Source organism: Petrotoga sp. HWHPT.55.6.3 (assembly GCF_002895495.1).
In the GTDB taxonomy this organism is placed as follows: domain Bacteria; phylum Thermotogota; class Thermotogae; order Petrotogales; family Petrotogaceae; genus Petrotoga; species Petrotoga mobilis.
In genome coordinates this window covers 20,251-46,939 of sequence record NZ_AZRJ01000005.1, presented here as the reverse complement: position 1 = coordinate 46,939, position 26,689 = coordinate 20,251, and the positions used below count along the sequence as shown (strand labels likewise).

General features: G+C 34.7%; 19 protein-coding genes, 1 tRNA gene and 1 CRISPR repeat array (1 of these 21 cut by a window edge). Of the genes, 1 reads left to right on the top strand and 19 read right to left on the bottom strand.

Annotation, left to right across the window (positions count from 1 at the left end; translation table 11 throughout):
- Window positions 1–99: 99 nt before the first annotated feature.
- A tRNA-Ala gene (locus X926_RS01695) sits at window positions 100–175 on the bottom strand.
- A 123-nt stretch (window positions 176–298) separates the two neighbouring features.
- Window positions 299–1,654: an MBL fold metallo-hydrolase gene (locus X926_RS01690; RefSeq protein WP_158245172.1), complete on the bottom strand. Its 1,356-nt coding sequence runs from the start codon at window positions 1,652–1,654 to the stop codon at window positions 299–301.
- A 202-nt stretch (window positions 1,655–1,856) separates the two neighbouring features.
- Between X926_RS01690 and X926_RS01685 the strand changes: the two genes are divergently transcribed.
- Window positions 1,857–2,957: a BMP family protein gene (locus X926_RS01685; RefSeq protein ID WP_103064736.1), complete on the top strand. Its 1,101-nt coding sequence runs from the start codon at window positions 1,857–1,859 to the stop codon at window positions 2,955–2,957.
- Between the two features lie 53 nt (window positions 2,958–3,010).
- Here the strand turns inward: X926_RS01685 and X926_RS01680 are convergent, their stop codons facing one another.
- The 17 genes from X926_RS01680 to X926_RS01595 form a co-directional block, all read right to left on the bottom strand.
- On the bottom strand, window positions 3,011–3,652 hold the full coding sequence (locus X926_RS01680; protein ID WP_012209685.1) for a protein-L-isoaspartate(D-aspartate) O-methyltransferase: 642 nt from the start codon (window positions 3,650–3,652) through the stop codon (window positions 3,011–3,013).
- Window positions 3,652–5,895, bottom strand: coding sequence for a bifunctional dihydroorotate dehydrogenase B NAD binding subunit/NADPH-dependent glutamate synthase (locus tag X926_RS01675; RefSeq protein ID WP_103064735.1), 2,244 nt, complete (start codon window positions 5,893–5,895; stop codon window positions 3,652–3,654). The genes X926_RS01680 and X926_RS01675 overlap by 1 nt, the downstream gene beginning before the upstream one ends.
- A gap of 15 nt (window positions 5,896–5,910) precedes the next feature.
- Window positions 5,911–6,189: a M48 family metallopeptidase gene (locus X926_RS01670; protein WP_012209683.1), complete on the bottom strand. Its 279-nt coding sequence runs from the start codon at window positions 6,187–6,189 to the stop codon at window positions 5,911–5,913.
- Complete coding sequence (locus X926_RS01665; protein WP_103064734.1) at window positions 6,182–9,127, bottom strand: type I restriction endonuclease subunit R; 2,946 nt, start codon at window positions 9,125–9,127, stop codon at window positions 6,182–6,184. The genes X926_RS01670 and X926_RS01665 overlap by 8 nt, the downstream gene beginning before the upstream one ends.
- A 74-nt stretch (window positions 9,128–9,201) precedes the next feature.
- Window positions 9,202–10,485 (bottom strand): restriction endonuclease subunit S, encoded by a 1,284-nt coding sequence (locus X926_RS10215; RefSeq protein WP_199171154.1) that lies wholly within the window; start codon window positions 10,483–10,485, stop codon window positions 9,202–9,204.
- Window positions 10,476–12,011, bottom strand: coding sequence for a class I SAM-dependent DNA methyltransferase (locus X926_RS01650; protein WP_103064733.1), 1,536 nt, complete (start codon window positions 12,009–12,011; stop codon window positions 10,476–10,478). The genes X926_RS10215 and X926_RS01650 overlap by 10 nt, the downstream gene beginning before the upstream one ends.
- 36 nt (window positions 12,012–12,047) lie before the next feature.
- Window positions 12,048–12,623: a nitroreductase family protein gene (locus X926_RS01645; protein WP_103064732.1), complete on the bottom strand. Its 576-nt coding sequence runs from the start codon at window positions 12,621–12,623 to the stop codon at window positions 12,048–12,050.
- An 83-nt stretch (window positions 12,624–12,706) separates the two neighbouring features.
- Entirely contained in the window at window positions 12,707–13,390 is a 684-nt protein-coding gene (locus X926_RS01640) for an RsiV family protein (protein ID WP_103064731.1), read from the bottom strand.
- A 14-nt stretch (window positions 13,391–13,404) separates the two neighbouring features.
- Complete coding sequence (locus X926_RS01635) at window positions 13,405–14,328, bottom strand: L-lactate dehydrogenase (RefSeq protein ID WP_103064730.1); 924 nt, start codon at window positions 14,326–14,328, stop codon at window positions 13,405–13,407.
- 75 nt (window positions 14,329–14,403) lie between these two features.
- The gene (locus X926_RS01630; RefSeq protein ID WP_158245171.1) at window positions 14,404–15,498 is read right to left on the bottom strand and encodes a M14 family metallopeptidase; all 1,095 of its coding nucleotides are present in this window, start codon (window positions 15,496–15,498) and stop codon (window positions 14,404–14,406) included.
- A 14-nt stretch (window positions 15,499–15,512) separates the two neighbouring features.
- Complete coding sequence (locus tag X926_RS01625; protein WP_103064729.1) at window positions 15,513–16,907, bottom strand: YfcC family protein; 1,395 nt, start codon at window positions 16,905–16,907, stop codon at window positions 15,513–15,515.
- A gap of 52 nt (window positions 16,908–16,959) precedes the next feature.
- Window positions 16,960–17,616: an MBL fold metallo-hydrolase gene (locus X926_RS01620; RefSeq protein ID WP_103064728.1), complete on the bottom strand. Its 657-nt coding sequence runs from the start codon at window positions 17,614–17,616 to the stop codon at window positions 16,960–16,962.
- 293 nt (window positions 17,617–17,909) lie between these two features.
- Window positions 17,910–19,505 (bottom strand): hypothetical protein, encoded by a 1,596-nt coding sequence (locus tag X926_RS01615; protein WP_103064727.1) that lies wholly within the window; start codon window positions 19,503–19,505, stop codon window positions 17,910–17,912.
- A 21-nt stretch (window positions 19,506–19,526) separates the two neighbouring features.
- A complete protein-coding gene (locus X926_RS01610) occupies window positions 19,527–20,276 on the bottom strand; it encodes an ABC transporter ATP-binding protein (RefSeq protein ID WP_103064726.1) in 750 nt (249 codons plus the stop codon).
- Window positions 20,277–20,357: 81 nt separating this feature from the next.
- On the bottom strand, window positions 20,358–20,852 hold the full coding sequence (locus tag X926_RS01605) for a hypothetical protein (protein ID WP_123821371.1): 495 nt from the start codon (window positions 20,850–20,852) through the stop codon (window positions 20,358–20,360).
- Between the two features lie 277 nt (window positions 20,853–21,129).
- On the bottom strand, window positions 21,130–21,645 hold the full coding sequence (gene cobO, locus X926_RS01600; RefSeq protein ID WP_103064724.1) for a cob(I)yrinic acid a,c-diamide adenosyltransferase: 516 nt from the start codon (window positions 21,643–21,645) through the stop codon (window positions 21,130–21,132).
- Window positions 21,646–21,693: 48 nt separating this feature from the next.
- Window positions 21,694–22,461 carry a DUF364 domain-containing protein gene (locus tag X926_RS01595; protein WP_103064723.1) on the bottom strand — a complete coding sequence of 256 codons (768 nt, stop codon included), beginning with the start codon at window positions 22,459–22,461 and terminating at the stop codon, window positions 21,694–21,696.
- 539 nt (window positions 22,462–23,000) lie between these two features.
- Window positions 23,001–26,689: direct repeats of the CRISPR family, unit length 30 nt; unit sequence GTTTCCATTCCTCATAGGTAGGATAAAAAG (it continues 784 nt past the right edge of the window).

Sequence of the window (26,689 nt, the reverse complement as noted above, 5' to 3'; positions counted from 1 at the left end):
TCGTCGGCAGCGTCAGATGTGTATAAGCCCCTTCGCCCCGCAGCCCACCCATGATAAAAGATTTAATATATAAAAAATGAGGGAATATTTCCCTCATATTGGTGGAGTCGATGGGACTTGAACCCACGACCTCTACCGTGCCATGGTAGCGCGCTCCCAGCTGCGCCACGACCCCGTAAATATAGAAACTTCATTTAAGCATAAGAATTATAACACAACTGATCTCTTTTTTCAAGCATTTTTTTTAACATAAAATCACAATTTCTAATTAATTTTTATTATTGTAGTTGACAAAACGTTAGAATTCAACCCTGCTTATTAGTACCCCTTCTGCGTCGTAGAGGGCTGCAATATCGCTATCGTTATTCCATATATAAGCGCCCGTCCATTTTAAATTAGTTGGAGGTTCATCTATTGCGTTACGGCCTGACAAAATATTCACACATTTTCCAGCTTTAAGTATATATCCATCTGGAAGATTAAACTTTTGGTTCCCAACTTCGCTAACCAAAACCCATCCTGTTAAATCAACGTCTATATCAGTATTGTTGCAGATAGTAACCTTTTCATCAGAAACATCTAAATGCGTAATCAATATAGAAGTTTTTTGTGGTGTTGATTCTTGGGCATCTTCCATAAGATTAACAATGTTAATTGGTTCAACGTTAAAATTTATTTTATTCCCATCACTAATAGCTATAATATGTCCCTGCAAATCTGTACGAAAAAGATCTACCTTACACATTTCCAATCTTTCTAATACTTCCTGTGCTGGATGACCGTAATTATTATTTTTACCCACAGATATAACCGCATATTTTGGATTAACTTCCTTTAAAAACTCTTGCGAGGTCGAAGAATCGGACCCATGATGTCCAACCTTAAGGACATCTGCCTTTAAAAACATACTATTATCTATCATATCTTTTTCAGAAATTCTATCGGCATCTCCAGTGAAAAGATAAGAAGAATTTCCAAAATCTAACTTCATAACAGCACTCCAAGAATTAAGATCTGTTCCATAATTTTTCACCGGTCCAACAAAATACACATTGCTGAATGAAGGGCAACCTATCACAGCCGCTAAAGCAGGATTAATTAAAGTAATCCCAGCCTTAGCTGTTTTAATGTAGGTCCCTTCGTTTCTCACTTCTAAAACAAAATCATTATAGGTTTTCGTGGTGTGGGAAACATCCGGGGCATAGACATTTTCAACTTCAAAGGCTTTTAAAACATCATCTAACCCACCTATATGGTCTGCATCAGGATGAGTAGCTATCAAATACTCTATATCATCAACATCTTGGGATTTGAGGTAAGTAACTACATCGTCACCATACCAATTATTACCACCGTCAATTAAAATATCAACATTATTCGGTAATTTTATATAAACTGAATCACCTTGGCCAACATCAATAAAATGAACTTCAATATCCGAAGTGATAGGAAGAGTTATGCCTGATCTTTCTAAAAATGGCAAATAATCTTCAATCAGGTCTATTAATTTTTGGATATAGTTAACTTTCCAATACATTAGTTCATCTGTTTGGTAGCTCGTGACGTAACTCCAAATAAAGCTTGGAGAATTAAAGGATAGAGAAAGGGAAAAAAGAAGAAGTAATATACAAAATATCAGTAGAACCTTCTTCATAAGCATCTCCTCACTACTTTGCTTATTATATTTTCACTATCTTTAAGAACTTTAAAGCATTTGTTAGCGCCCCTTCTCCCCGCTCCCCACCCCTTCATGATCTGTATTTTATATTATATCATCGAATAATAAAATTACTCTTCGTAAAACTTTAAATTATAAATATGCTATAATATTATAAACCACATAGGAGGCGATTTTTATGAAAAAGTACCTAAGTGTTTTCTTTGTTGTTTTATTTTTATTTTCCTCTGTTTTCGCTTTCAAAGTAACCATGGTTACCGACGTAGGAGGACTAGGAGACAAATCTTTCAACGACGGAACGTGGCAAGGTGTTTTAAGAGCAAGGGACGAATTAGGGGTAGAAATTGCTGTAATTCAATCATCAGAACAAACAGATTATTTACCTAATCTATCAAACGCTGCAAGAGATTCAGATGTAGTAATCGCCGTGGGCTTTATGATGACAGATGTTTTATTCAATGTAGCTCCCCAATTTCCTGATGTTTATTTTGTGGGCATAGATATCGAACCATCCCCTGGACAAGTAGTCCCTTCAAACGTTGTTTGTTATGTTTTCAACGAGCATGAGTCAAGCTTTCCAGCAGGTTATTTGGCTGCAATGATGACCAGAACAGGAAAAGTAGGATTTATAGGTGGAGTCCCAGTTCCTGCTGTCACCAAATTCGAAGCTGGCTACGCAGCAGGGGTTAAAGTCTACAATGAATTACATAACGAAGATGTACAAGTCCTATCAGGCTATGCAAATACCTTCAATGACCCTGCTTTAGGAAAGAATTTAGCTCTAACACAGATGGAAAATGGTGCGGACATTGTTTTTCATGCAGCAGGTCCAACAGGCAACGGAGTAATAGATGCTGCTAAAGAAAGAGGAAGTAATCTATACAATCTCCCTCCAAATGCCCCCTTAGAGCAAATCATCGATAAATACTATGAATTAGAAAAGAATTATTTTGCAATAGGCGTGGATGTAGATCAAGATTACATGGCTCCGGGTTACGTATTAACAAGTGCGATGAAAAGGGTGGACACAGCTGCTTTTGAAGGCATTCAATCCGCCATGTCCGTAAGAACCTTTGAATCTGGTGTTTTTAGATTAGGTATGAAAGAAGACGGAGTAAGTATAACGCCAATGAAATACACAAGAAGCATGGTGCCCATTAGATACTTTGTAGAAATCGAATATCTAAAAAAATTGATAAAAGAAGACAAATTAATAATACCATCAGATCCTTCCCAAATTGGATCATTTGAAGTTCCTGAGATAACTTTTCCATATTAATAATTAAAATATCCCGCTTTTTGCGGGATATTTTATATTTTAACTAAACACTCTCACCAACCATATTCACCTATTAAAGGAACAAACATGCATCCATCAGAGTATTCAACCTTCATATTTCCATCCTCTAACTTAGTTATTTTATGTAAACGTTGAAAGGTTCTAGAACCAATTGGAATTACCATTCTACCACCAATTTTAAGTTGAGAAAACAAAGGTTCAGGAACCTTTGGAGCTGCCGCTGAAACTATGATTCCGTCAAACTCAATCTCTTCTTTTGTCCACCCTTTTGTTCCATCTCCAACCTCTAAAACAATATTTTTATAACCTAATTCCTCAAATTTATTCTTTGCTCTTTGGGCTAACGTTTCATTTCGTTCTATCGTATAAACAAGACGCACTATCTCTGCAAGTAAAGCAGTTTGATAACCAGATCCCGTTCCTATCTCTAAAACTACGTCGTTTTCTCTTAACTCTAATAATTGAAGCATTAAGCCGATTATATAAGGCTGAGAAATAGTTTGCCCTTCGCCAATAGGCAAAGGGCAATCATCATATGCATACCTCTCAAGATCTTTTGGTACAAACAAATGTCTTTTAACCTTCAAAAAAGCATTTAGAACCTTTTCATCGCTTATACCTCTTCTTTTTAGCTGATACTCAACCATCATTCTACTTTCTTTCTCAAAATCCATCAAAATTTTCCTACCTTAGAAGAAATATATTCATCTATTGCCTTAGCAGCTCTTTTACCTGCACCCATTGCCTCGATAACGGTTGCTGCACCTGTAACTATGTCTCCTCCTGCCCAAACTCCTTCAACAGAAGTAACCCCGGTAACGGGATCTGCCTCTATATAACCCCATTTATTCAGTTTCAATTCAGGAAATGCATTGAGTAATACCTTGTTTGACTCTTGACCTATAGCAACGATAAAAAGATCTGCGGGTATTTCAACGTAACTATTTTCAATAGGGATAGGTCTTCTTCTACCAGAAGAATCAGGTTCTCCCAATTTCATCTTTTGACAGACAACACTTGTCAATTCTCCTTTTTCGTTTCCTTTACACTCTATTGGATTAGTCAGCCACATAAAATTGATTCCCTCTTCAACGGCGTTTTCATATTCTTCTTTTCTTGCTGGCATTTCTTCCTCCGATCTTCTGTACACCACTGTTACGGTTTCGGCACCAAGCCTTAACGCCGATCTTGAAGCATCCATCGCGACGTTGCCTGCTCCAACAACTACAACATGTTTGCCTACCTTAACCGGAGTATCAACCAAAGGAAACTCATATGCTTTCATCAAATTAACCCTTGTTAAGAATTCACTTGAAGAGTAAACCCCGTTCAAATTTTCCCCTGGGATATTCAAGAATCTGGGAGTCCCAGCACCTGTACCTATAAATATAGCGTCGAACTCTTCTCTCATTTCATCTATTGTAATTGTCTTTCCCACAACAACATCTGTCTCAATTTCCACTCCCAATGATTTAACATACTCGACTTCTTCAAATACTATCTCTTTTGGAAGTCTGAACTCAGGGATACCGTAGGTCAAGACCCCTCCGGGTTTGTGCAAGGCTTCAAAAATTTTTACGTAATATCCCATCTTTGCCAAATCTGCTGCCACCGTCAGTCCTGAAGGTCCTGCACCTACAACGGCAACCTTTCCTTTGACATTGTCTTTAGACACTTGGATATTATTCTTTTCATTTTTTCTTTGAACTCTTTCCCAATCCGCCACAAACCTTTCTAATCTACCTATGGCAACTGGTTCAAAAGCACCTGATTTACCTAGGGTACATGCACCTTCACACTGATTCTCCTGCGGACAAACTCTTCCACAAATAGACGGTAAATTGTTGTAACTCTTCAGTATTTCTGCAGATTTGGCAAGATTACCTTCTCTCAACTCTCTTATAAAACCTCGTATATCTACACCAACGGGACATCCGTTTATACAATTATATGCGCTATCAGGACATTGTAAGCATCTATCGGCTTCCATCATAGCCTCTTCCAAGCAATAACCATATGCAACCTCTTGAAAGTTGTGCTTTCTCTCTTCGGGAGGTTGTTTTTTCACAGGAACTTTATTCCTCAAAATCTTTTTTGGACGTTTTTTCTTTTTTTCTTCTAAAGACTCCTTCTCCTCAACTTTGTACTGCCCCAGTCTCTTTAACAATTCATCCCATTCAACGAGCTCACCTTCAAACTCAGGGCCATCTACACAGGCAAATTTAACGCTATCTCCAACTGTTACCCTACAACCACCACACATCCCTGTTCCATCTACCATAATTGGGTTTAAAGACACTATTATTGGAAAACCGAGTTCTTGAGCAGTCTTTGTGGCAAACTTCATCATTATAACTGGTCCAATAGCCCAAGCCTTATCTATTTTTTCTCCATCTGAAACTATTTTTTTCATACCATCGGTAACCAAACCTTTCATACCTTTTGATCCATCATCTGTTGTTACTATCAACTTATCAGAAAGTTGTGAAAACTCATCTTCTAAAATTAAAAGATCAGCGGTTCTTGCTCCCATAATCGATATTACCCTGTTGCCTTTTTCTTTCAACGCCTTTAAAATAGGTAAAATCGGGGCAACACCAATGCCTCCACCAATCAATAATACCGTCCCATAATAATCGATTTCCGAAGGATTACCCAAAGGTCCAACAACATGGGCAAAGGAATCTCCATTTTCAAAAGTTGCCATTTTCTTCGTACTTTTACCAACAACTTGAAATATGAGTCTTATCTTATCCTCAGTTTTATCAACTATAGTTAGAGGAATTCTCTCTCCATCTTCCTCTGATATAACTATAACGAACTGACCAGGTTGTGCATGTGCTGCTATCTTTGGCGCTTCAACCCAAACACTGTATACATCTTGAGCTAACTTCTTTTTCTCGGATATTTCCAACAAAACTTCCACCCCTTTTTAGTTTTTTTCAATGTTTCTATTGAGATATTCTTGCACTAAAGCATCGAACATTTTCCCATGTTTTGGGTATCTCAAGTGTAATAATTCATGAATAATTACCTCAAATCTAAAACTTTTTGGCTCATTTAAAAGTTTTTTATCAAAGGTTAACCTACCTCTTGAAGAGCAACTTCCCCATTTTTTACTCATTTCACGAATATGAATTTCTTTTGGCTGGACCCTAATATCTCTAGCTAAATTCCAAACTTCGGCTTTAAAATCAACTGGGTCAATCATTTACATCCCTACCTTTTAGAATGTAGAGATATTTTTCGAATAACTGTTTTATTTTTTCGCCTTTGAGCCCTTTCGGCCCTAATAACTTGTAAAATCCTCGTCTCATTTCTCTTTTTTGATCTTCGTCCTTGTCCCAAAGAGGATAAGTTTCCTTTTCTTTCTCGAACTCTTCAGCAATATTCTCGGCATCATCGATAGATTCACCTTTCAATAATTCTTTGAGTGTAAAGAATGCTGCTGATTTTCCACTTTCTTTTTGAGCCTTCTTCTTGTCGTTTGTTTCTTGTACCAAGTTCTTTAAGCCATTTAAAGTTTCTTCTGTACTCTTCTGTCTGTTTTTGTACAAGGAAAGTAAATTCTCCGCTTTTTCTCCTATTGTAATGAGAATTGGGTATTCTACGCTTTCTTCTTCAACAGTCTTTTCAATACTCTTGTATAAATTAAAAACCTTTTCAACGTCTGAGGCATTACTTTCTTCAATCTTTTTTAAAGTATACTCGTCTATCACAAAAACTTCCAATGTATCTTTAATTTTACTATTTTTTGTGTACTTTTGAATTAATTTCTTTGTTTTCTCCCTGAATTCCTCATCTACAGGTACACCTTTTTCATATGCATTTTTCAAAATCTTATACATCCTTGAAAGGGTATCATAATCTTGTAGATATTTCTTTAAAAATTTGTCGGGAGATAATATTTCATACAAACCAGACAGCTTCTTATAATACACAAAAAACTCATTACGTTTTTCTTCATCCCTAAAATACTCTAAGACAGCATCTACAGATTTATCTCTATCTTTTTTGGCAACGATAGAAAGATATTTCTCTTTGCCGATTTCCATTTGTTGAGCAAAATCTTCCTTTAAAAGTTCAATATCTTCGATTACCCCTTCTATATCCTCAGAATCAAAAGCAAGTGCCTTTTCTAAATTATTAAAAATACCTACAAAATCGACAACAAGTCCGTTCTTTTTATCTTTTTCATCCTTCTTGTACGGTCTATTGATTCTGGCTATAGCCTGTAAAAGAACGTGATCTCTCATCGGTTTATCTAAATACATACAATAAAGAATCGGCGCATCAAACCCAGTCAATAATTTTTCGGTTACGATTAAAATTTTTGGTAGCTCCCCAGGCTTTTTAAAGTTCTCTCTAACTTTTTTCTCTTCCATTTCAGATAAATAATATTTCGTCATTTGCGGGAGATCGTTTTGACTCTGACTATATACAACTTTAGAGTATTCAGGAGGTAGATGTTTATCTAATTCTTCCTTGTACAATGCACATGCTTCTCTATCAACAGCGACAAGAAATGCTTTGAAACCCATTGGTTCGATGTACTCTTTAAAATGCTTTGCCACGAATTTTGATATCAACTGAACTCTATCATTGTTTTTTAGCATATTTTTAAGTTTTACGGCTTTTTCTAAAACCTTGTTAAGCTCTTCTACATCGTTAACACCTTGAGTCTCTGCAAGTGTCAAAAATTCTTTCTCAAGAACATCTTTTTCAATCATCATTTTATTTGGCGCAAACGTATAATACAAGGGAACGGTGGTACCATCTTTAATCGATTCTGATATACTGTATTTATCAAGGTAACCTTTAGGTGGATCATCTTTACCAAATGTAACAAACGTACCTTTTCCATAATTTGTCTTATCGATGGGAGTACCAGTAAAGCCTATATAAGTTGCATTTGGTAAAGCCCCTTCTAAAAAGGTACCAAGCTTCCCACCCGTGCTTCTATGAGCTTCATCTACTAAAACAAAAATATTTTTCCGTAGATTTAAATCAGCAGAAATATTATCAAACTTATGAATCATACTAACAATTAAACCTCTTTTATCGGTTCTAAGAAGATGCCTTAAATGTTTTTTACTTTCTACAACCTCTACATTTTCAATGCCAACAGATTTCAGATTGCTGAACAACTGTGATTCAAGTTCGTTTCTATCAACAAGCATAATTACTGTCGGATTTTCAAAAAAGGGATCTTCTATTATTTTTTTCGCCGTTACAATCATAGTGTAAGTTTTACCAGAACCTTGAGTGTGCCAAATTAACCCACGTTGCTTTGAAGGATCTTTAGCCCTTTCAATTATCTTATCAACGGCTTTCATTTGATGAGGCCTTAAAACAACTTTTTTAAGCTCTTCATCTTGCTTTGTAAAAAGAATAAAATCTGTAAGTATCTTTATTACCCTTTTTCTATCAAAAAAAGTTTTAATTAACGTTTCATAACCTTGATCTAATTCATCCTTCCATTCGAAGAGTGATCCTCCTGAAAGGTTCCAAGTTGCACCGTAATAAAAGCGAATCACATCTATTAAACCAAAGATTTGTAAAATAGCCAAAAGTTCTGGCGCTTGCTGATGATACCTTTTTACTTGCTTATATGCTTCATTAAGCGGATCAATTCTATGAGGTGCTTTCGTTTCTACAAGGATAAACGGAACACCATTGATAAGAAATACAATATCTGCCCTTATTGTTTCGCTCCCATTTGTAAATGTAAATTCATCGGTAACTTGGAATATGTTTCTATCTATTTCAGAGGTATCTAAAAAAGTTACGTTTCTTTCTCTTTTTTCATTGGGTACAAATATAGTTTTAAGTCCTTTTAAAAATTCCCAGATTATCAAATTACCTTGAATATTGGGAGGAATCCTTTCTAGATCTTTTAATATTTTTTCTGCTGAAAGATGGTCCATAAACCCAGGATTGAGTCTTTGAAGTTGCTTTATAAATACATCTTTGAATATTAAGCCTTTTTCTCCACCTTTTAGCCTCAAGGCTTCATCAGGTTTGACGTATTCCCAACCAAGGTTCAGAAAAACCTTGCTTCCTTCTGATGATCCATATTCAGCAGATTCTTCTTGTACGTATTTTATAATTGGATCCTGAGCAGAATATTTTTCATCTCCCAAGCCCATAGCTACACCACCACTTTCTCACTTTTTTCTCCACTAAATTAATAATATTTTCTCTTTGCTTTTGGCAAAAGTAATCAAAAAATTCTTTTTTCTTCATTGAAAACATTCTCCAAATGATTTACTCTTATTTTTGCGGTCATAAGATTATGCAAAAGAGATTTAAAGAGATCTTCAAGGGCTTTTTTCTTGTTTTCTTCCGCCTCAATTTTTTGATCGATCGCTGAGAGAATTGAAGCGATCTTTTGCTGGATGGGGAGAGGTGGAAGTGGAATTAAAATATTCTTCATAACATTTTGATTTAATTTCTTTCTAGTTGTTCCAGAAGTGGATTTTTCAATATCATCAAAAATAAGCCAATAAAGTAAAAATCTATTAACTGAATTACTTTCTATAGCCCTAATTATATGAGCATGATTATTAACCCAAAACTTTCCTTTCATTAAATAGGCACTATTTTCAAATTTTCTCCAAAAACCCCCATCTTCAGCTAATAGAACAAATTCACCATCAAATATATAATCATTAACATAATCTATAATGCCATTAGCTCCGCAATATGGATAGTTACCTTTCATTTTGCTCCGCTCGGTAGAATTTAAAGGAATTCTTTTTTTGTCATGAATCTCAACGACATCCTCAAGTCTCACAACATTCCACTCTTCAGGAATCAAGCCAATCTCCGTTTCTTTGAGTGTTACCTTTTCAGCTTCTTCCAAATTTACAGGTCCATAAGTAAAGAGGTATTTCATCATAGACTTTTTGAGCTCTTTCGTTGCTTTTATAACATCCTCCGTCTTCTCCTTTGCCTCTTGTACTATAGAGAGGACATAGGCAATCTTTTTTTGTTCAGAGAGCGGAGGGACGGGGATTTTGAAACTCTCAACTATACCCTTATTTACATTTTTTTGTGTACTTTGAATATTTTGCATTTTCAACCTTTCAGCATTAAATTTAAGAAGATAAGCCCCAAAAACTTTATCAAAATTACCCTTTGGAATTATTGCTAGTATCGCTTGATTAGTCGCTAATGGAATAGTATTTATTGCTGTTTCTCCAATTGTTGCATACATGCTTAACAAAAGCGAGTTCTCAGGTACTATCCAGGCATTAGAATTCTTTAACCCTTCTTCTGTGATTGTATTTTTTGTTTTTGACAAATATAATCCACAAGAAGTTATATCTTCAATTAACGCAAAAGGTATTTCTCCATTCCAATATTCTTTTATTCCTCTCTTTGGTGTTCCTCCAGCCTTCATTTTTTGAACAACATCCCCTAACCTCACAACTTCCCAATCATTTGGCAACAAGCCGAGTTCTGTCTCTTTGTATTCTTCTTTCTGGTTAAGATCTAATTCCATAATCCCATCTCTTTTAAAATGACCTCTAACTTTTCATCGGCTTCTTTTCTTTCTTCTTCTGCCTCTTTTAACTGCACAACAGCATCCTCCAAAGGCAGTGTTTCGTCTTCACCATTTTGAGCAACATAACGGGAGGGGCTTAAATTATAATCATTTTTCGCGGCTTCTTCTTTAGAAATAATTTTACTTATTCCCTCTTCTTCTTTCCAGTTGAGATAGATCTCTGCTATCCTTTCAACACTCTCATCAGCCAAGAAGTTCTTAGGTCTTCCTTTTTCATAGAGCTTTGATGCGTTTATGAGAAGTATCTGGCCTTGCCTTTGTGCTGGTTTTGACTTATTAATCACTATGATAACCCCTGGTGCTGAAGTGTTATAGAACAAATTCTCTGGAAGTAATAAAACGGATTCAACAAGATCTTTTTCAACAAATTCTTTTCTTATATCTCTTTCTCTATTTTTTCCCACATTTCCACTACCCCTTGATACAGCACCTGTATCAATTACTAGAGCCATCTTACCATCATTTTTCAATGAAGCAAACATATGCTGAATCCATCCCCAGTCCGCACTGTTCGATGGAGGGTATCCAAAAATGAATCTATTGTAAGGATCGTTTTCATAAACAGATTGTGAGAATGTTTGATTCCACATGGGATTTGCAGTTACTAAATCGAATTTCTTGAGCGGTCCTTCTGAAGTTGTAAACGCAGGTCTATTCATCGTATCACCAAGGGCAATTTGTGCTTCCATGTCGTGTATAAAGATATTCATTTTTGCCATTGCATACGTTGAATGCAAGATTTCTTGCCCATAGAATTTAAGTGGTTCTTTAGTTCTGTCTTCTCCGTATTTTTCTTTAAATCTCAAATGAGTTTTAATCAGCAAACCCCCAGATCCACAACAAGGATCATAGACTTCGTCCCCAGGTTTTGGGTCTAAGATATTTGACATCAAAATCGCTACCTCACCAGGGGTGTAAAACTCACCTGCACTTTGCCCAGAACCTTCGGCAAATTTTCTCAGCAAATATTCGTATGCTCGACCTAAAATATCTGGATCAACATCTTTCAAGCCAAGACGATGTCTTCCTAAAACATCAATTAATGCTACCAACACATCATCACTTATAATTCTTTGACCACCTGCAGTTGCGTTGAAATCTACAATATCTATTACACCTTGAAGTTTGGGATTGTATCTTGCAATTGTTCTTACAGCGTCAGTTAAATATTCTCCGACATTTGTAGTTTTTTTAGCAACTTCAGACCATCTCGCTTCTGGTGGCAAATAAAAACGAACTAACCCTGGATCAATCCTGCTAAATTCTTCTGCTGTCTCAAGTGAACCAAACTTTTCTGATAACTCGTTCAATTCGTCTTCGAATACGTCAGAAAGTCTTTTTAAAAATATCAAAGGTAAGATATAATCCTTGTATTTGGGGGCATCTATAGGTCCTCTTATTTTACAAGCTGCTTCCCAAAGCCAGTTTTCTAAAGTTTTGGTATCAAGGTTATTTTGAGCCATTTGTTGTCCTCCTATCTACCGAATCAATAATTATAATCAAAATTTATCAAAATGAATAACCCTTTCAAGAGGCCTTTTTGGAACGTGGAAATTGCCATTCTCGTCCATATAATATTCAACCTTCTCATCGTTATCTTCTGCAAAAGAGTCGTGCCCTTTATAACCTAAGGGAATTACTGTATCGATCTCATAGTCATCAGGGACGTTTAGGATTTCTCTTACATTTTTCCTGTTGATAGTTACGATTGGGCATCCACCTATACCTTTTGACCATGCAGCTAACAAGATATTTTCAAAGGCAGCTCCTATATCGTGACCAATCCACTTCGTAGCTCTTTGTTTGTTGACTAAAATAAAAATATATGCAGTTGGCTTTTCTCCTTCTTTAGGAGTCCCTTTTGGGGATATGTAGCTAGCCCACCCTAAATTTTCAAAGACTTTCTCGCAAGTTTCTTTATCTTTTACAACGATAAATTCTAGTGGTTGTTTATTTGAAGCGCAAGGTGCTAACCTTGCACAATCTACTAACTCTTTCAATATTTCATCATCGATGGGGTCTTGCTTGAACTTTCTTATACATCTTCTTTGTTTGATTATTTCTATTACATCCATGTTGTTATTTTACCTCCATTAATTATTTTTGAAAGATGAACTTTTTTCTACGCTGTGCTTAGTCTTTATTAGCGCCCCTTCATTTATTGAATTTCTATGCCCAATTCTTTAAGAGGTATTTTGAACTCTCTTATACCGGATGAATATGGAGCAATTTCGTAAAGTTGATAGATTACAACAAAATCTTCATTTGTAATATAATAATCTCGATCATACCCTATCGTGTCTAAAGTTTCATCAACATTAAAATAAATTTTAGGGTCTGCATTTATTTCTTCGATTATGCTTTCTTTGATTATTCGAAAAGATTCGCCTGTGTCTTCACTGTATAAATCTAAGAAATCGTATAGATTGAGGAATTTACTGAGAGTTAGATCATAATTGTACGTTTCTCTTGTAGTCATTGGATGAGCCTGGTGATAAACATAAGAAAAATAATCAGTGTAAAAGCTCACAAAACTGTCTGAAACAAATCCTATTTCTGATTCTATAACTACTTGAACGTATGGTTCCTCAGATTCGTCTATACTATTTTTAAGACCATAAAGTTGATCGAGATATTCACTTAAGAAATCTTCAACATCTTTTGCTAAGTAACTATTTAAAAGAAAAGCACTTGGTGCATCCTTTGTACCGTAAAAAAAGGGAATACTTATTCTTCCACCTAAGTTTTCTGTTAATTCTGATGATAGGGTTACATATTCGATTGAATAGAGGGTTATAGAAAACAGTATAAGCAATAAAAATATACTTAAAAATTTTTTCATAGTTGCTCTCCCCCTTAAAGTAAGTTTTTGATTGATTCGAGATACTCTTTTATTATGCTTTTTGAACTTTCAAACTTTTCTGTTTCTTCATCATTCAAAGTTATATCGATAGTTCGTTCCACCCCGTCTTTGTTTATAACCGCTGGATATCCTATGTAGATATCGTCCAACAACACAGAAGGGGTATATACCCTACCTTCATTCTTAATTATCGATTCTACCAGTGCAGTTGTTGCTGAAGCTATTCCATAATTAGTTGCACCTTTTTTGCTTATTATAGTGTAAGCAGAATTTTTTACATCTTCAAAAATCTTACTCAGATCTTTATTACAATTATCTTTGTACGGGCAATTACGGCAAAAACCTTTAATTGGAACACCTCCAATCATTGCCGAACTCCACGCTGCCAACTCCGAATCACCATGTTCGCCTATTATATAAGCGTGTACACTCATTGGGGAAACTCCACAATTTTTCCCTATTAAGGCTCTTAATCTTGCGGTGTCCAATATTGTTCCAGTTCCAATTACCCTATTAGATTCAAAACCAGTTACTTTCCACACAACATAGCTCATAACATCAACAGGGTTAGTAATGTTTATTATCAACGTATTTGGAGCATATTTTTTTATGTTTTCTGAAATGCCTTTTATTATTTTAGCATTTTTTATTGTCAAATCTAACCTTGTTTCACCAGGCTTTTGAGCAGCTCCTGCTGTAATTATTACTATATCGCTTCCTTCTATATCACTATACTCTCCTGCCCTTATGATCATTCTTTTGTGAAAAGTTGTAGCATGTAATAAATCCAATGCTTCACCTTCAGCCATTTCTTTGTTGAGGTCGTAAAGAACGATCTCGTCAGCAACCGCTGCGTTTATTAAAGCAAAAGCGGTACTTGAACCCACTCTTCCCGTTCCTATTATACTTATTTTCAAAATTGTATCCCTCCAATTTTTTAAGTTTACATGGTATGAAAAACATAACTCAAGGTTATAGTATACTTTTATTTTCTACTTTAATAATTCAAAATATGTTAATATTCCATTCAATGCCTTTTTAGTATCTTCTTCAAAAGAACTTCGCCAATCTTTACGCTCTGGAAAGAACATCTCTCTAACTAATTTATCAACTTTCGATCTTACTCGCATACTTTTTGCACCATACCAACATGCTTGATTCTCTAAAACCAAACTTTTTATACTTTTCAATTGGCCCATTAATCCGTCGCCATATGTACCGAATTCCAAGCACGTAGAATAGAAATTGGAAGTACTTTGATATTTTTTGTGTATATAATCTATCATATCTCCATTTATACTGTAAAAAGTTTCTTTTTTTGCTTGTGTAATAGGAGAGTAATTAAACTGCTTTTCTCTGGTATTGCAATCTTCTTTGTCAAAGGCAGAATTAACAATCAACAATTTATCTTTTGGACCTGCTCCTGTGTGGATATCTAAGTGAAGGATAAAGTTGTAGGTGTTAAAAACTTTTTCGTATATTTTTTTTATATACTTAGTTGATTTCTCTTCTTCCTTTCCGCCATAATAAATAGATTTATTATCAACATATTGACCTTTGGTTAGAGCCTCTTTTACCCCTTTTGTGCCTAATTTTAATAAATAAGGTAACAATTCAAAAAATCCCACTATTAAACTTGAATCTAAAACACCAACCGGCCTTTTTTTAGTGAAATACCTTTGCATTTTTTCATATGACTCGTTGTTTAGTTCCTCGTTTTGATAAAGAAAATTTCTATTTAAATCAACGTTGTTTTCATTTACTCTTCTTTTATGCCTCATCCCCCATGGGTTCAAGGAATGAATGAGAAACAACGAAATCTCTTGATTTTTTATTCGATGTAAAAACTCTTTGACGAATATCTGAATGAACACATTACCTGCGTATCCTTCTATTCCATGCTCGCCTGTTGTAATAAGAAATAACTTTCTGTTACCTTCGTTCTGACATAAAAAACTATCAATATAACTGTCCTCTTCAATTGAATAGGAATCATTAGAAACTGTAGAATAATATTTCTTTAGCTCATTTTCAAAGGTGAAAAAATTTTTTCTACATTCATCATAATTATAGGAATAATCATACATCTCTCTATCTCCTGTTATATAGGACCGTATCCTATTTTTACTGCAATATACAAATATAGCAAAGAAAGAAAAAACACAGCAAGCTGAATCTTCCAAATGAATTTGAACCATTTAAAATAACTAACTCCAGCAATTCCCAACGAGATTAACAACACTGCGTTAGTTGGATACAACAAATTACTAAACCCATCTCCAAAAACGAAAGCTTGTACAGCGGTTTGTCTCGTGATTCCAACCAAATCTGCCAAAGGCACTATAATTGGCATAGTCAAAAATGCTTTTGCTGAAGCTGAACCTATGAATAGATTCATAATAAAAAAAAGCAAATAAATTAAAAAAGTTGCAGCGACAGTTCCTGATTCAGATATTACAATAGATGCGTTGTACAATATTGTATCTAAGATTTTTCCATTGGTAATTATCAGTTTTACCGACATAGCCATGAGAATCAATATGACTCCAGGCAACAGATTGCTCATCCCTATTAAAAAATCTTTGAATACTTTAGAAATACTTTTTTCAACAACCAAACCCGATAAAAAACCTCCTACCATGAATAACACACCAACAACGGGCAACATAAGGCCACTCATAAATCCGGTAAAACCAGAAATTAAAATCAGTACAAACAATATGGAAATTATTGTTATTAAAATTTTAGAAGCTTTTGAAGTGTTTACATCATAATCGATGGTTTCTATTTGCTGATCAACAACCTCTTTTTGGTGTTTTTTAGCATAATTTCTCAAAAAAAAGAATAAAAGTAGGTAAGTAGTGATAAAAATAATTATTCTGAGTCCTATTCCCGAAAAAAGTGGGATTTCAGCTATTCTTTGTGCTACTCCTAAACTGAACGGATTCGCTATTGCTGCAGAAAAGCCAAATCCTGCTGCGAGTAAACTCATTCCCAAACCTGTTAGGTCATCCCAACCCAACGATATTGAAAACATTATTACAATCGGTATTAAAGGAACAATCTCTTCAAAAATTCCCATCAAAGCACCTAAAAGCATAAAAACTAAAATCATCAAAGCTAATAGAACATTTTTTTGTTTGCTATACCTTTTAACAATTTTATTAATGATGTATTCGATGACATGATTTTTATTCAAAATATAGATTGAACCAGAAACTACCAATATAAACACAATAATAGTGATTATAAGGGGTGCATCAGAGCTCCATAATACTTCGATTGGAGCGGTAAACCATCGCCAAAAGGGATAATTTGGTTTTTCTATTGTCTGGTAGGAATCTTCTACGATGACGGTTCTTCCGTCTATAAACTCTCTTTCATACTCCCCCGCAGGCAATAAAATTGTTAATACCCCTGAGATCATCATAATAGAAAAAATAACTAATGCTGAGGTTATAAACATGTTTCTGCTTATTTTTACAGACTTTTCCATACCTCATCCCCCTCGTATAAGAAGTTTTGATATTTTACTTTCTATAGTATTCTTAAATTTCAATAACCTTTCCAGCGCCTCCTTCTATATAGGCTTCTGGAAAAAGCCTTTTAATATCTTCTTTGTGTTGGGTACAATGTGTTGCACAAATTAGTTTTAAACCTTTCAAAGATTCTGCAGGTGTTCCGTGTAAACCTCCAATTATTCCGTACACTTCTCCAAATGTTGAAGCAGTTTTTAATATGTTTTCCATCTTTGGATGAGAGCATCCAACTATTACTATTATTCCTTTTTCAGTTTTTACACAAAGAGATTGTTCTATCCCTTCTAATTCTCCAGTGGAATAAATACCTTCATGTATTTCGGTTGGATCTTTTATGGTAACAACTTCTTTTGCATTTTTCACTCCCCTAAAAGATGGAGGAACGTAAACCGTTACATCGGGGTTTTTTGAGAGAAAACCCGACAAACCGCCCACATGATCATAGTGGTTGTGAGATATAAAAACCTCGTCTATTGTTGATGGATCAAATCCTAGTTTTTCCATGTTACTTAACAGAATATCTCCACTTCCACCGGTATCAAAAAGTATCTTAGGTGCTTTTTCTACTTCAATCAAAGCAGAAAATCCCCAATTAGCTTGGAGATCTTTGTCATATACTGTATTATCGTATAAAATAGTAACTTTCAATTGTTTATTTTCTGCCATTGTTGTTCCCCCTTTTTTAATTGCTGTCTTAAAAAGCTCTTATATAGCACCCCTTCGCCCCGCAGCCCACCCATAAGGAAAAAATTCTTTACCCTTTCATCCCACTTCCCACCCATGAGGAAAAGAATCTTTTGCCCTTTTACCCTGCATCCCACCCAGAAGGAAAACCCTTCTAAAATATATGATAGCACAAATTTTGAAAATATAAGAAAAACCCTCTAAAAAATTAGCATAGAGGGCTTATTAAAGTATCACGGAAATTCAATACAATTTTTAGATTTACCAACAGAATGTTATTCCATTGCTTCTATGTATTGATTTATCTTTCTTTGTTCTTTTCCAATAGATCTTATAATTACAAACAATAGCACCGCTACCGTTCCGAGTATTATTAGAGAAGTGAGTTGCATGCTGATATTTTTAAAGATCCAAAGCGGACCTTGTGCAAGCATTAGGTCATAAAAAAATAGCAAGCCAAAAATAGCCGCAGCGTACCCCATTGTTATCAATTCTATAACCAATACTTCTTTACCTTTGAAAACCTTGTTCATTTGGGATATATCTCTTTTGGGATCACTGAGAAAGATTCTTGTTCCTAACAGTGATGAATAGTACAATAATATGACAGTAGGAATTATAAGTGTCAAATCAAATAATTTAAATTTTAGCACAATGGAGAAAACTATTATAAGAGCGATGAACTCAATTGTATAAAGCCCTGTAGAAATCATTATTTTTGAGTTCACCATAGTTCTTGTTTTGAAAGGAAATAACTTTGGAACGGGCCAGATTTTTATTTCTTCAGTCAACATATATGCAGAAATCATAGCTGAATAGTCTGCGGCTATCAACACAAAAAACATCGCTATGTAAGATAAATCTTGCATACCTGTGAAAAAGAATATGAACGGCAATACTACCGGATAAATCATCATAAAAATCAATTGGGAATTTCTAAAAAGGAGTTTCCTATCTTTTTCAAAAAGAGGTAGACGTTTGGTTTTAAATTTTTCAATTTTTTTAACCTTTGATTTTTTCCTAGAGGTTGAGAAATCAAGATTGTTCGAATATCTATATACGAAGTAAAATAACAATATCGAGAGACCGTAGATGAATATAAGAGAAAAGATACTGCCGTTTATAGCGTTGATGAATTGAGCATGTGGCCAAAAAGGACTCATAAATACTTTAAGGGAGTTCCCCATCCCTTCCACAAGGTTTTGTGGATCGTTAGTCATCATCCTGGGGAGAAATTGCGGTATTAAGACCATAAAGATAATGCCTATGAAATAAGTTAATTGGGCAATTCTTTTTGCAGATGTTTTACCAACAAAGAAAGACATAATTAATCCTATTACAATCGATATAGATATCAAAAAAAGAAAAAAACCTATAATACCCAAGATAGATAGAATTACATTTGAACCTTTTAAAATCATATACGAAATAACAATTGATAAGAAAGCCCCACTTCCTATCCCAGACATAATTAAACTATCTATGGTAGAAGAGAAAAAGAGTGTTGATCTTTTAATAGGCATGGTCAAAAGGTTGTCCATCATATCGTTATCGAAAAGTGTAGTTACAATTAATGGGGAAAATTGTAAAACAAAAATCGCACTTACAAGTAAAAAGGAAGGCGCAAACATTAGTTCTAGCAAAGTATAATTAGACTCCAAACCCATTTGATTCAACGGAATATTTAAATTAAAAGAACCTGTTGCTGCAAGCATCGTTGGAATAATAACAGCTAAAAAAATTATTGGGACTATCAGATAGCTCATTACACTGGAGAGCATACCTGAACCTCTTTCTATCCCTTTTTTATTTTTTGTTGGTCGAGATTTGTTTTTATAGGAGTATTTTAACAACAATTTTAATTCATTCATTATTGTCTCAGAACCTCCCCTCTAAAGTTCGTCGATTATTTCTTTTACTTCACTACCCCCTGTTAATTCCAAGAAAATGTCCTCTAAACTCCTATTTCCTAGTTTAGAGAGAGATCTCAATTCTTCCAAATTACCTTCTGCAAGGATCCTACCGTGATCGATGATCCCTATTCTGTCACACATCTTTTCTGCTATTTCAAGGATATGTGTCGTAAAGAATATCGCGGAGCCTTCGCTCTTGTATTTTTGTAAAAGTTCTTTGAGTATCCTCGCTGCTCGGGCATCCAAACCTACGGTTGGCTCATCCAAAAAAATTACCTTTGGTTTTCTCATCAAAACTGAGGCAACCATTAATTTTTGTTTCATACCATGAGAATAATCACCTATGTAATCATTGAGGTAATCTATCCCAAAGGCATCACATATTTCGTTGAATCGAGAATGAATTTCGTTTGAATTTAATTTGTATACGTTCATTACAAACTCTATATACTCACTACCTTTGAGGTTCTCATACATTTTTGGTTCATCAGGCACAACCCCAATTTCTCTTTTTATCTCCATTTCGTAATTATTGTAATCTTTATCCATTATGAAAATTTGACCAGAGGTTGGTTTTAATGTTCCTGTGAGCATCCTTATCGTTGTAGTTTTCCCTGCACCGTTCGGACCAAGAAAACCATAAATTTCCCCAGCATTCACGTTTAAATTGATTTCATCAACAGCAGTGAAATCCTTAAATTTTTTTGTTAAGTTTATTGCTTTTATCAATGTTATGCCCCCCTCTACCTCATTCTAACTTTAACAAGTATAAAACCCTCTTTTCCGTATACAGAGGGTTTTTTTATAGTGTTAGCTTTGAAAGAAAGGAAATCTCAAACCTTCAATTTCTTTTTCGTTTTTCTCAAACTTACCAGAATACTCTTCCATTTCTTTTAAATCCCAATCGAACACCGTTAAATAGCAGCTACCTTCCTTTTCCTCGCTGAATATTGCAGGGAAATTGTATAGATCTTCAGAACCTTCTTTCTCGCTCTCTTCATCGGCTAACGATACCTCAGTAATCACTGAATATGCTTTTAAATCAGCGATCTCTGCCAATTCACCCAAGAAGTACAAAAAATTGTCAAATTCTTCTTCGGTATCGACATCTAAAGGTAAGTTAACTGGTACGATTTCTTCTTCAATTTTGAATTGTGATAGGTGATCGTTGATATCCTGAGCCAATTCTTCATCTTGTTCTTTTATCTTCTCCAAAAATTCTTTCTTAGATTCTTCGCTAAAATTTACCCACAAAATAACTTCAGGGTGAAGATGGTCCTCATGTACTAAATTTGAATCATTCATATACTCGATAGCCACTGTGTGAAAATTTGGATAATTAGAAATAAAAATCTCCTCCTTTTTTATTGAACCAAATTAGAAACTTTAAACCAATTTTCGCATCCTTCGCTTGATTAACACTCTAAAGTTGTCTGAATTGAACCAAAATATTATTGTTAATATTATTATACCATTATTTTTTTATTATACATATTAATAAAATAAAACAGAAAATTATTTTTTGAATACCTAAATAATCGAACCTCGCAGAAATTTGAGTTATTTATTTTCTTCCTGTTATTTAAAACTCTATACCTTTTCTTGCTTGAACTCCTTGGTTGTAATAATGTTTAACCTCTTTCATCTCGGTAACTAGATCCGCAATTTCTATAATTTCTTCTGGGGCATATCTCCCAGTTATTACGACCTCTATCGATGGAGTTCTTTCTCTGATTGCTTTTACAACTCTATCCAGCGGAATCAACTTGTAGTATAAGGCAATATTCAACTCATCCAACACGACCAAATCGTAGTCAACACCTTTTAAAACCTTCTCACAAATATCCATTCCCTTATTGGCTGCTTCTATGTCTTCTTCTGTAGGTTTTTTGTAGATAAAACATTCTCTACCAAATTGTTGAATTTTGATGTTTTCAATATATTGGCTCACTTTCAACTCACTATACTCCATACCTTTTATAAACTGTGCAAAAAAGACTTTTTTGCCCGCAAGTGCAGCTCTAACAGAAAGCCCTAAAGCTGCTGTTGTTTTGCCTTTGCCATTACCAGTATAAACATGAACGAAAGATCGTTCCATCTCAGCCACCTCATCATCTGCTAAAAATCCCTTTTCCCATAAATTTTTTTATACCCTTATATTTTTTTTAATTGCAAATTTGGATATCTGGCTTATACCCCCTGCGAGTGAAATATTTCGAAAGATTTTATCTTTATCCCTTTCATCCCACCAAGAACCTGCTAAAACAGTTACCCTCGTTCCAACAAAGGCATTTGGAAACATCGGAGTCGATGCCCCAATTAAAACTATTTCTCGGGCATTTTTGCATAAACTTAAAAGATACTCTAAGCTGTGGTTTATAACAGTAGTTCCACTTAAAAATATTATTTCACATTTTGGAAGTATGTCCTTTTGTTCTTCCTCAGGGAGTACTTTCCCAACAATACCACCTTTTTGTGAGACCCCACGATCAAAAATAAACACATTTTTGACCATACCATTGAACATATTCGCAACTTGAGGAATATAACCTATCAAGCAAACATTATCTTCTGGAGTGACTTCAACAGAAAAAGGATGAATAGAAGTATCAACATCAACCAAAGGAAGGGAGCGTGAAGCAGCTGTCAACACAGCAACGCCGATAGACCTTTGCAGATCATCTTGACCTGTGAGAGCCCATTCGGCAATCTCTAAACTATCTTTATCAATAATGTCCTGGACATACGGGAAAATAGAGCAACCTGACTTTAAATTCTCACGTAGAACGTAACTTACGCCGACATGATTATTGCTCAGTTCCAAACCAATAAGTGAAATTCCTATAACCGCATCTTTGATCTTTATTCCTTCTAAATAAGGCTGTGCTTCTTGTATAACTCTTTCAATTATCATCCTGCTCCCCTTCTTAGTGAGTTATTTAACTATTGAAATATTAACAATGTTCCTAACAATCCTCTTATTCCTCATGGTTCATATAATTTGTTTTCAACCCCATTATATCATCTAAAAATCTAAAAAAATTCATTAATTTGCATTAGCTTTCAATAACGCTTTTAGTTCTTCGAAGGTTATATTTAGAATATTTTCCTTTATTTGATCGTCGGATTTGCTCTTAGGATAAGAAAAAAGCGAAGAATCAAGAAAGATGCTTTAAAGAATGTTTTAATTTTTTATTGTTAGAATAAAAAAAACGACGATATAAGTGATCAATCGTCGAAGCTTCTGCTTCATCCCTAACCTTATCTTCCATTCCTTTATCCCTTTCGTTTCTTTTCGAACAAAAGGAAGAAAAAAAGCCTCACATTTACAGGTTATCTTTTCTTTCCTATTTTCAGTTCATTAAAATAAAGTTAGAAGTAAGGAAGCATTACTTGGAAGCGTAGAGATAGTATTGTTTTCATTCCTTTCCTCATCTTCCATTCCTCTCCACCCCTTCCATTCCTCATAGGTAGGATAAAAAGCTTCCCTACACTCTTTAAATATCTTTCCTCTGAGTCGTTTCCATTCCTCTCCACCCCTTCCATTCCTCATAGGTAGGATAAAAAGCTTTGCTGTGTGCTCGTCCGTTGATATTTCGTCAGAGTTTCCATTCCTCTTCCCCACCTTCCATTCCTCATAGGTAGGATAAAAAGCTTACACCCACCTATCTTGTAGCACCCTTTACCATGTTTCCATTCCTCATAGGTAGGATAAAAAGTCATTCATTTCTCTTCTACCTCCTTATTAATTTTAGTTTCCATTCCTCATAGGTAGGATAAAAAGTTTTTTTCTCTGCATTAAAAGGAGCTAAAAACACCAGTTTCCATTCCTCATAGGTAGGATAAAAAGCAGACGGTAGATGGCTACGAATATGAAGAATACATGTTTCCATTCCTCATAGGTAGGATAAAAAGACACTGTAACTGCTAGCAATGAATTGTGGGCAACTTTGTTTCCATTCCTCATAGGTAGGATAAAAAGAAGTCCTCTGTTACTTCATTATCTTTTTCAATACCTTGTTTCCATTCCTCATAGGTAGGATAAAAAGCTTAGAACAAAAAGGGGAGGAGGATAAAAACGATAGGTTTCCATTCCTCATAGGTAGGATAAAAAGGTATAACTAATTTACAAGGTGGTACAAGTAACTACAGTGTTTCCATTCCTCATAGGTAGGATAAAAAGTGTGAGTGTTTTACCTTCTTTTGAAGGAGATTTTATAGTTTCCATTCCTCATAGGTAGGATAAAAAGGAAATTGGCATCATGAAGTTGTTATAAAACATGAAAAGTTTCCATTCCTCATAGGTAGGATAAAAAGTCTTCATTTCTAAAAACTCGTCAATATCAAAATTTTGTTTCCATTCCTCATAGGTAGGATAAAAAGAGTTTTAAACCAAAGAAATCGGAAATTTCAAAACTTGTTTCCATTCCTCATAGGTAGGATAAAAAGTATTCTCTTCTTTTTTATATTGCAACCTTAGATTGGTTTCCATTCCTCATAGGTAGGATAAAAAGATAGCGGGGAAGTGAACTTGTGCCGCTCCCATCGGGGTTTCCATTCCTCATAGGTAGGATAAAAAGTGGTATACATGCATTAAATCATGAAATTAATGGTTGTTTCCATTCCTCATAGGTAGGATAAAAAGCTGGGTAGTACATTATAGAAAATACCCAGTGGCAACAGGGTTTCCATTCCTCATAGGTAGGATAAAAAGTGTCAAGGTTACATAGTTGTTCAATGTCTGTACATCAGTTTCCATTCCTCATAGGTAGGATAAAAAAAACCTGTAAAGCAGAAACAGCCTGAAAAAAAAGAACTTCGTTTCCATTCCTCATAGGTAGGATAAAAAGCAGAAATTTTTACATAATGTTAGGATGAAGTTCCTTAGTTTCCATTCCTCATAGGTAGGATAAAAAGTATGATGAAATTATTTACGGCGTTGACTTTGGTTTGTTTCCATTCCTCATAGGTAGGATAAAAAGTTCATTGAAACGCCGTTTAGCATTGTATTCGTTTCCGGGTTTCCATTCCTCATAGGTAGGATAAAAAGTATTAGGCAAGCCGTTGAAGAATGGCTTAAAAACCATCGTTTCCATTCCTCATAGGTAGGATAAAAAGGCTTGCTATATTTCATATGATCACCTCTTTTTTCAAAGTTTCCATTCCTCATAGGTAGGATAAAAAGGCTTGCTATATTTCATATGATCACCTCTTTTTTCAAAGTTTCCATTCCTCATAGGTAGGATAAAAAGTTACCCTTGCCATCAATTTCTTCTATTTCAATTAACTGTTTCCATTCCTCATAGGTAGGATAAAAAGTTTACTTTTATCAAAAAGTATACCGTGCACCTCTTCAAGTTTCCATTCCTCATAGGTAGGATAAAAAGTATTTTGTTTTATATTGCATTTCAATTTATTTTTTATGTTTCCATTCCTCATAGGTAGGATAAAAAGTATCTTTCCATTTATCTGCTTTCTTCAATTTTTCGTCGTTTCCATTCCTCATAGGTAGGATAAAAAGTGCTTTCATTATTTCCACTATTGACGGTTTTAGAAAGTTTCCATTCCTCATAGGTAGGATAAAAAGAGAAGAAGAAAGCAAAGGGATGGATGTACAAGAAAACAGGTTTCCATTCCTCATAGGTAGGATAAAAAGACCCACGCCAAGATAGAATTTATGAATTTCTTGAAAGTTTCCATTCCTCATAGGTAGGATAAAAAGGGGCTATACAAAAGCTTCAAAAGGGTATGCTAGAAACTGGGTTTCCATTCCTCATAGGTAGGATAAAAAGAGAAAATTTGGAAAAATTAAATGAAAATATATTATGTTTCCATTCCTCATAGGTAGGATAAAAAGACGTGATAAGCTTTTTATAATAGATAAGTCAAGCATAAGTTTCCATTCCTCATAGGTAGGATAAAAAGCTTTTTTGTCTCATTGTCATAAATATAATTTGTTTTATGTTTCCATTCCTCATAGGTAGGATAAAAAGTCTGAGTCTTCGTTTAAATAACTTTCAAATTTAGTGCGTTTCCATTCCTCATAGGTAGGATAAAAAGATAAAAAAAGGGGGGTGAAATACTTGCTTTTTTAAAGTTTCCATTCCTCATAGGTAGGATAAAAAGTTCCAATTTCCAAAATGACAGATGGGTTATTAAAGCGTTTCCATTCCTCATAGGTAGGATAAAAAGTTTAGAATAATCGATATAACATTTCCTGAGTTTCTGTCGTTTCCATTCCTCATAGGTAGGATAAAAAGGAAACTTGTGAAGCAAGATCTGATTGAGTTGTGTTGTTTCCATTCCTCATAGGTAGGATAAAAAGTTATAGTCGAACCAATAGCTTATTTCGCCGTTTTTTAGTTTCCATTCCTCATAGGTAGGATAAAAAGTGAGGAAGCCAAAACTTTCAAATGCTCAATTGGTAGATTTGTTTCCATTCCTCATAGGTAGGATAAAAAGGAGTTTACCATTACCACGGAAACAAAAGATAGAGAGTTTCCATTCCTCATAGGTAGGATAAAAAGAGGTGCTATTGCTACATACATGAAAGATTATCCTGTGTTTCCATTCCTCATAGGTAGGATAAAAAGAAGGCACTGCATGCCCATCATTCATATTCTGATTAGGTTTCCATTCCTCATAGGTAGGATAAAAAGAAAAGAAGAGGAAATCAAGAAACTTGAGGCACAAATCGGTTTCCATTCCTCATAGGTAGGATAAAAAGCATAAACTTGCTCGCTATGTTTTGGCAGTTGCGGCAGGGTTTCCATTCCTCATAGGTAGGATAAAAAGTTTATCCATTTCTTTATCGATTTTTAAAAGCTTTAAAAGTTTCCATTCCTCATAGGTAGGATAAAAAGGTTAATTTTAACACTTGTTGATTTTAGAAAATATGAGTTTCCATTCCTCATAGGTAGGATAAAAAGTTCCATCAATCATGCTTTTCATTCTCAAACATATCGTTTCCATTCCTCATAGGTAGGATAAAAAGAAGAAAGTACATATATCATATTATGAAGATATGCAAGGTTTCCATTCCTCATAGGTAGGATAAAAAGGAGAAAATTTCTTATGGAATATTTTTGGAAATAGGTGTTTCCATTCCTCATAGGTAGGATAAAAAGGCATATATGGAACAC

What these genes read in the sequence shown, in the direction of transcription:
- X926_RS01650 (WP_103064733.1), bottom strand. Translation starts at nt 12,011, where the DNA reads ATGGCTCAAAATAACCTTGATACCAAAACTTTAGAAAACTGGCTTTGG.
- X926_RS01665 (WP_103064734.1), bottom strand. Translation starts at nt 9,127, where the DNA reads ATGGGCTTGGGAGATGAAAAATATTCTGCTCAGGATCCAATTATAAAA.
- X926_RS10215 (WP_199171154.1), bottom strand. Translation starts at nt 10,485, where the DNA reads ATGGAATTAGATCTTAACCAGAAAGAAGAATACAAAGAGACAGAACTC.
- X926_RS01615 (WP_103064727.1), bottom strand. Translation starts at nt 19,505, where the DNA reads ATGAATGAATTAAAATTGTTGTTAAAATACTCCTATAAAAACAAATCT.
- X926_RS01620 (WP_103064728.1), bottom strand. Translation starts at nt 17,616, where the DNA reads ATGGCAGAAAATAAACAATTGAAAGTTACTATTTTATACGATAATACA.
- X926_RS01640 (WP_103064731.1), bottom strand. Translation starts at nt 13,390, where the DNA reads ATGAAAAAATTTTTAAGTATATTTTTATTGCTTATACTGTTTTCTATA.
- X926_RS01645 (WP_103064732.1), bottom strand. Translation starts at nt 12,623, where the DNA reads ATGGATGTAATAGAAATAATCAAACAAAGAAGATGTATAAGAAAGTTC.
- X926_RS01690 (WP_158245172.1), bottom strand. Translation starts at nt 1,654, where the DNA reads ATGAAGAAGGTTCTACTGATATTTTGTATATTACTTCTTCTTTTTTCC.
- X926_RS01630 (WP_158245171.1), bottom strand. Translation starts at nt 15,498, where the DNA reads ATGTATGATTATTCCTATAATTATGATGAATGTAGAAAAAATTTTTTC.
- X926_RS01680 (WP_012209685.1), bottom strand. Translation starts at nt 3,652, where the DNA reads ATGGATTTTGAGAAAGAAAGTAGAATGATGGTTGAGTATCAGCTAAAA.
- X926_RS01625 (WP_103064729.1), bottom strand. Translation starts at nt 16,907, where the DNA reads ATGGAAAAGTCTGTAAAAATAAGCAGAAACATGTTTATAACCTCAGCA.
- X926_RS01605 (WP_123821371.1), bottom strand. Translation starts at nt 20,852, where the DNA reads ATGAATGATTCAAATTTAGTACATGAGGACCATCTTCACCCTGAAGTT.
- cobO (WP_103064724.1), bottom strand. Translation starts at nt 21,645, where the DNA reads ATGGAACGATCTTTCGTTCATGTTTATACTGGTAATGGCAAAGGCAAA.
- X926_RS01670 (WP_012209683.1), bottom strand. Translation starts at nt 6,189, where the DNA reads ATGATTGACCCAGTTGATTTTAAAGCCGAAGTTTGGAATTTAGCTAGA.
- X926_RS01595 (WP_103064723.1), bottom strand. Translation starts at nt 22,461, where the DNA reads ATGATAATTGAAAGAGTTATACAAGAAGCACAGCCTTATTTAGAAGGA.
- X926_RS01685 (WP_103064736.1), top strand. Translation starts at nt 1,857, where the DNA reads ATGAAAAAGTACCTAAGTGTTTTCTTTGTTGTTTTATTTTTATTTTCC.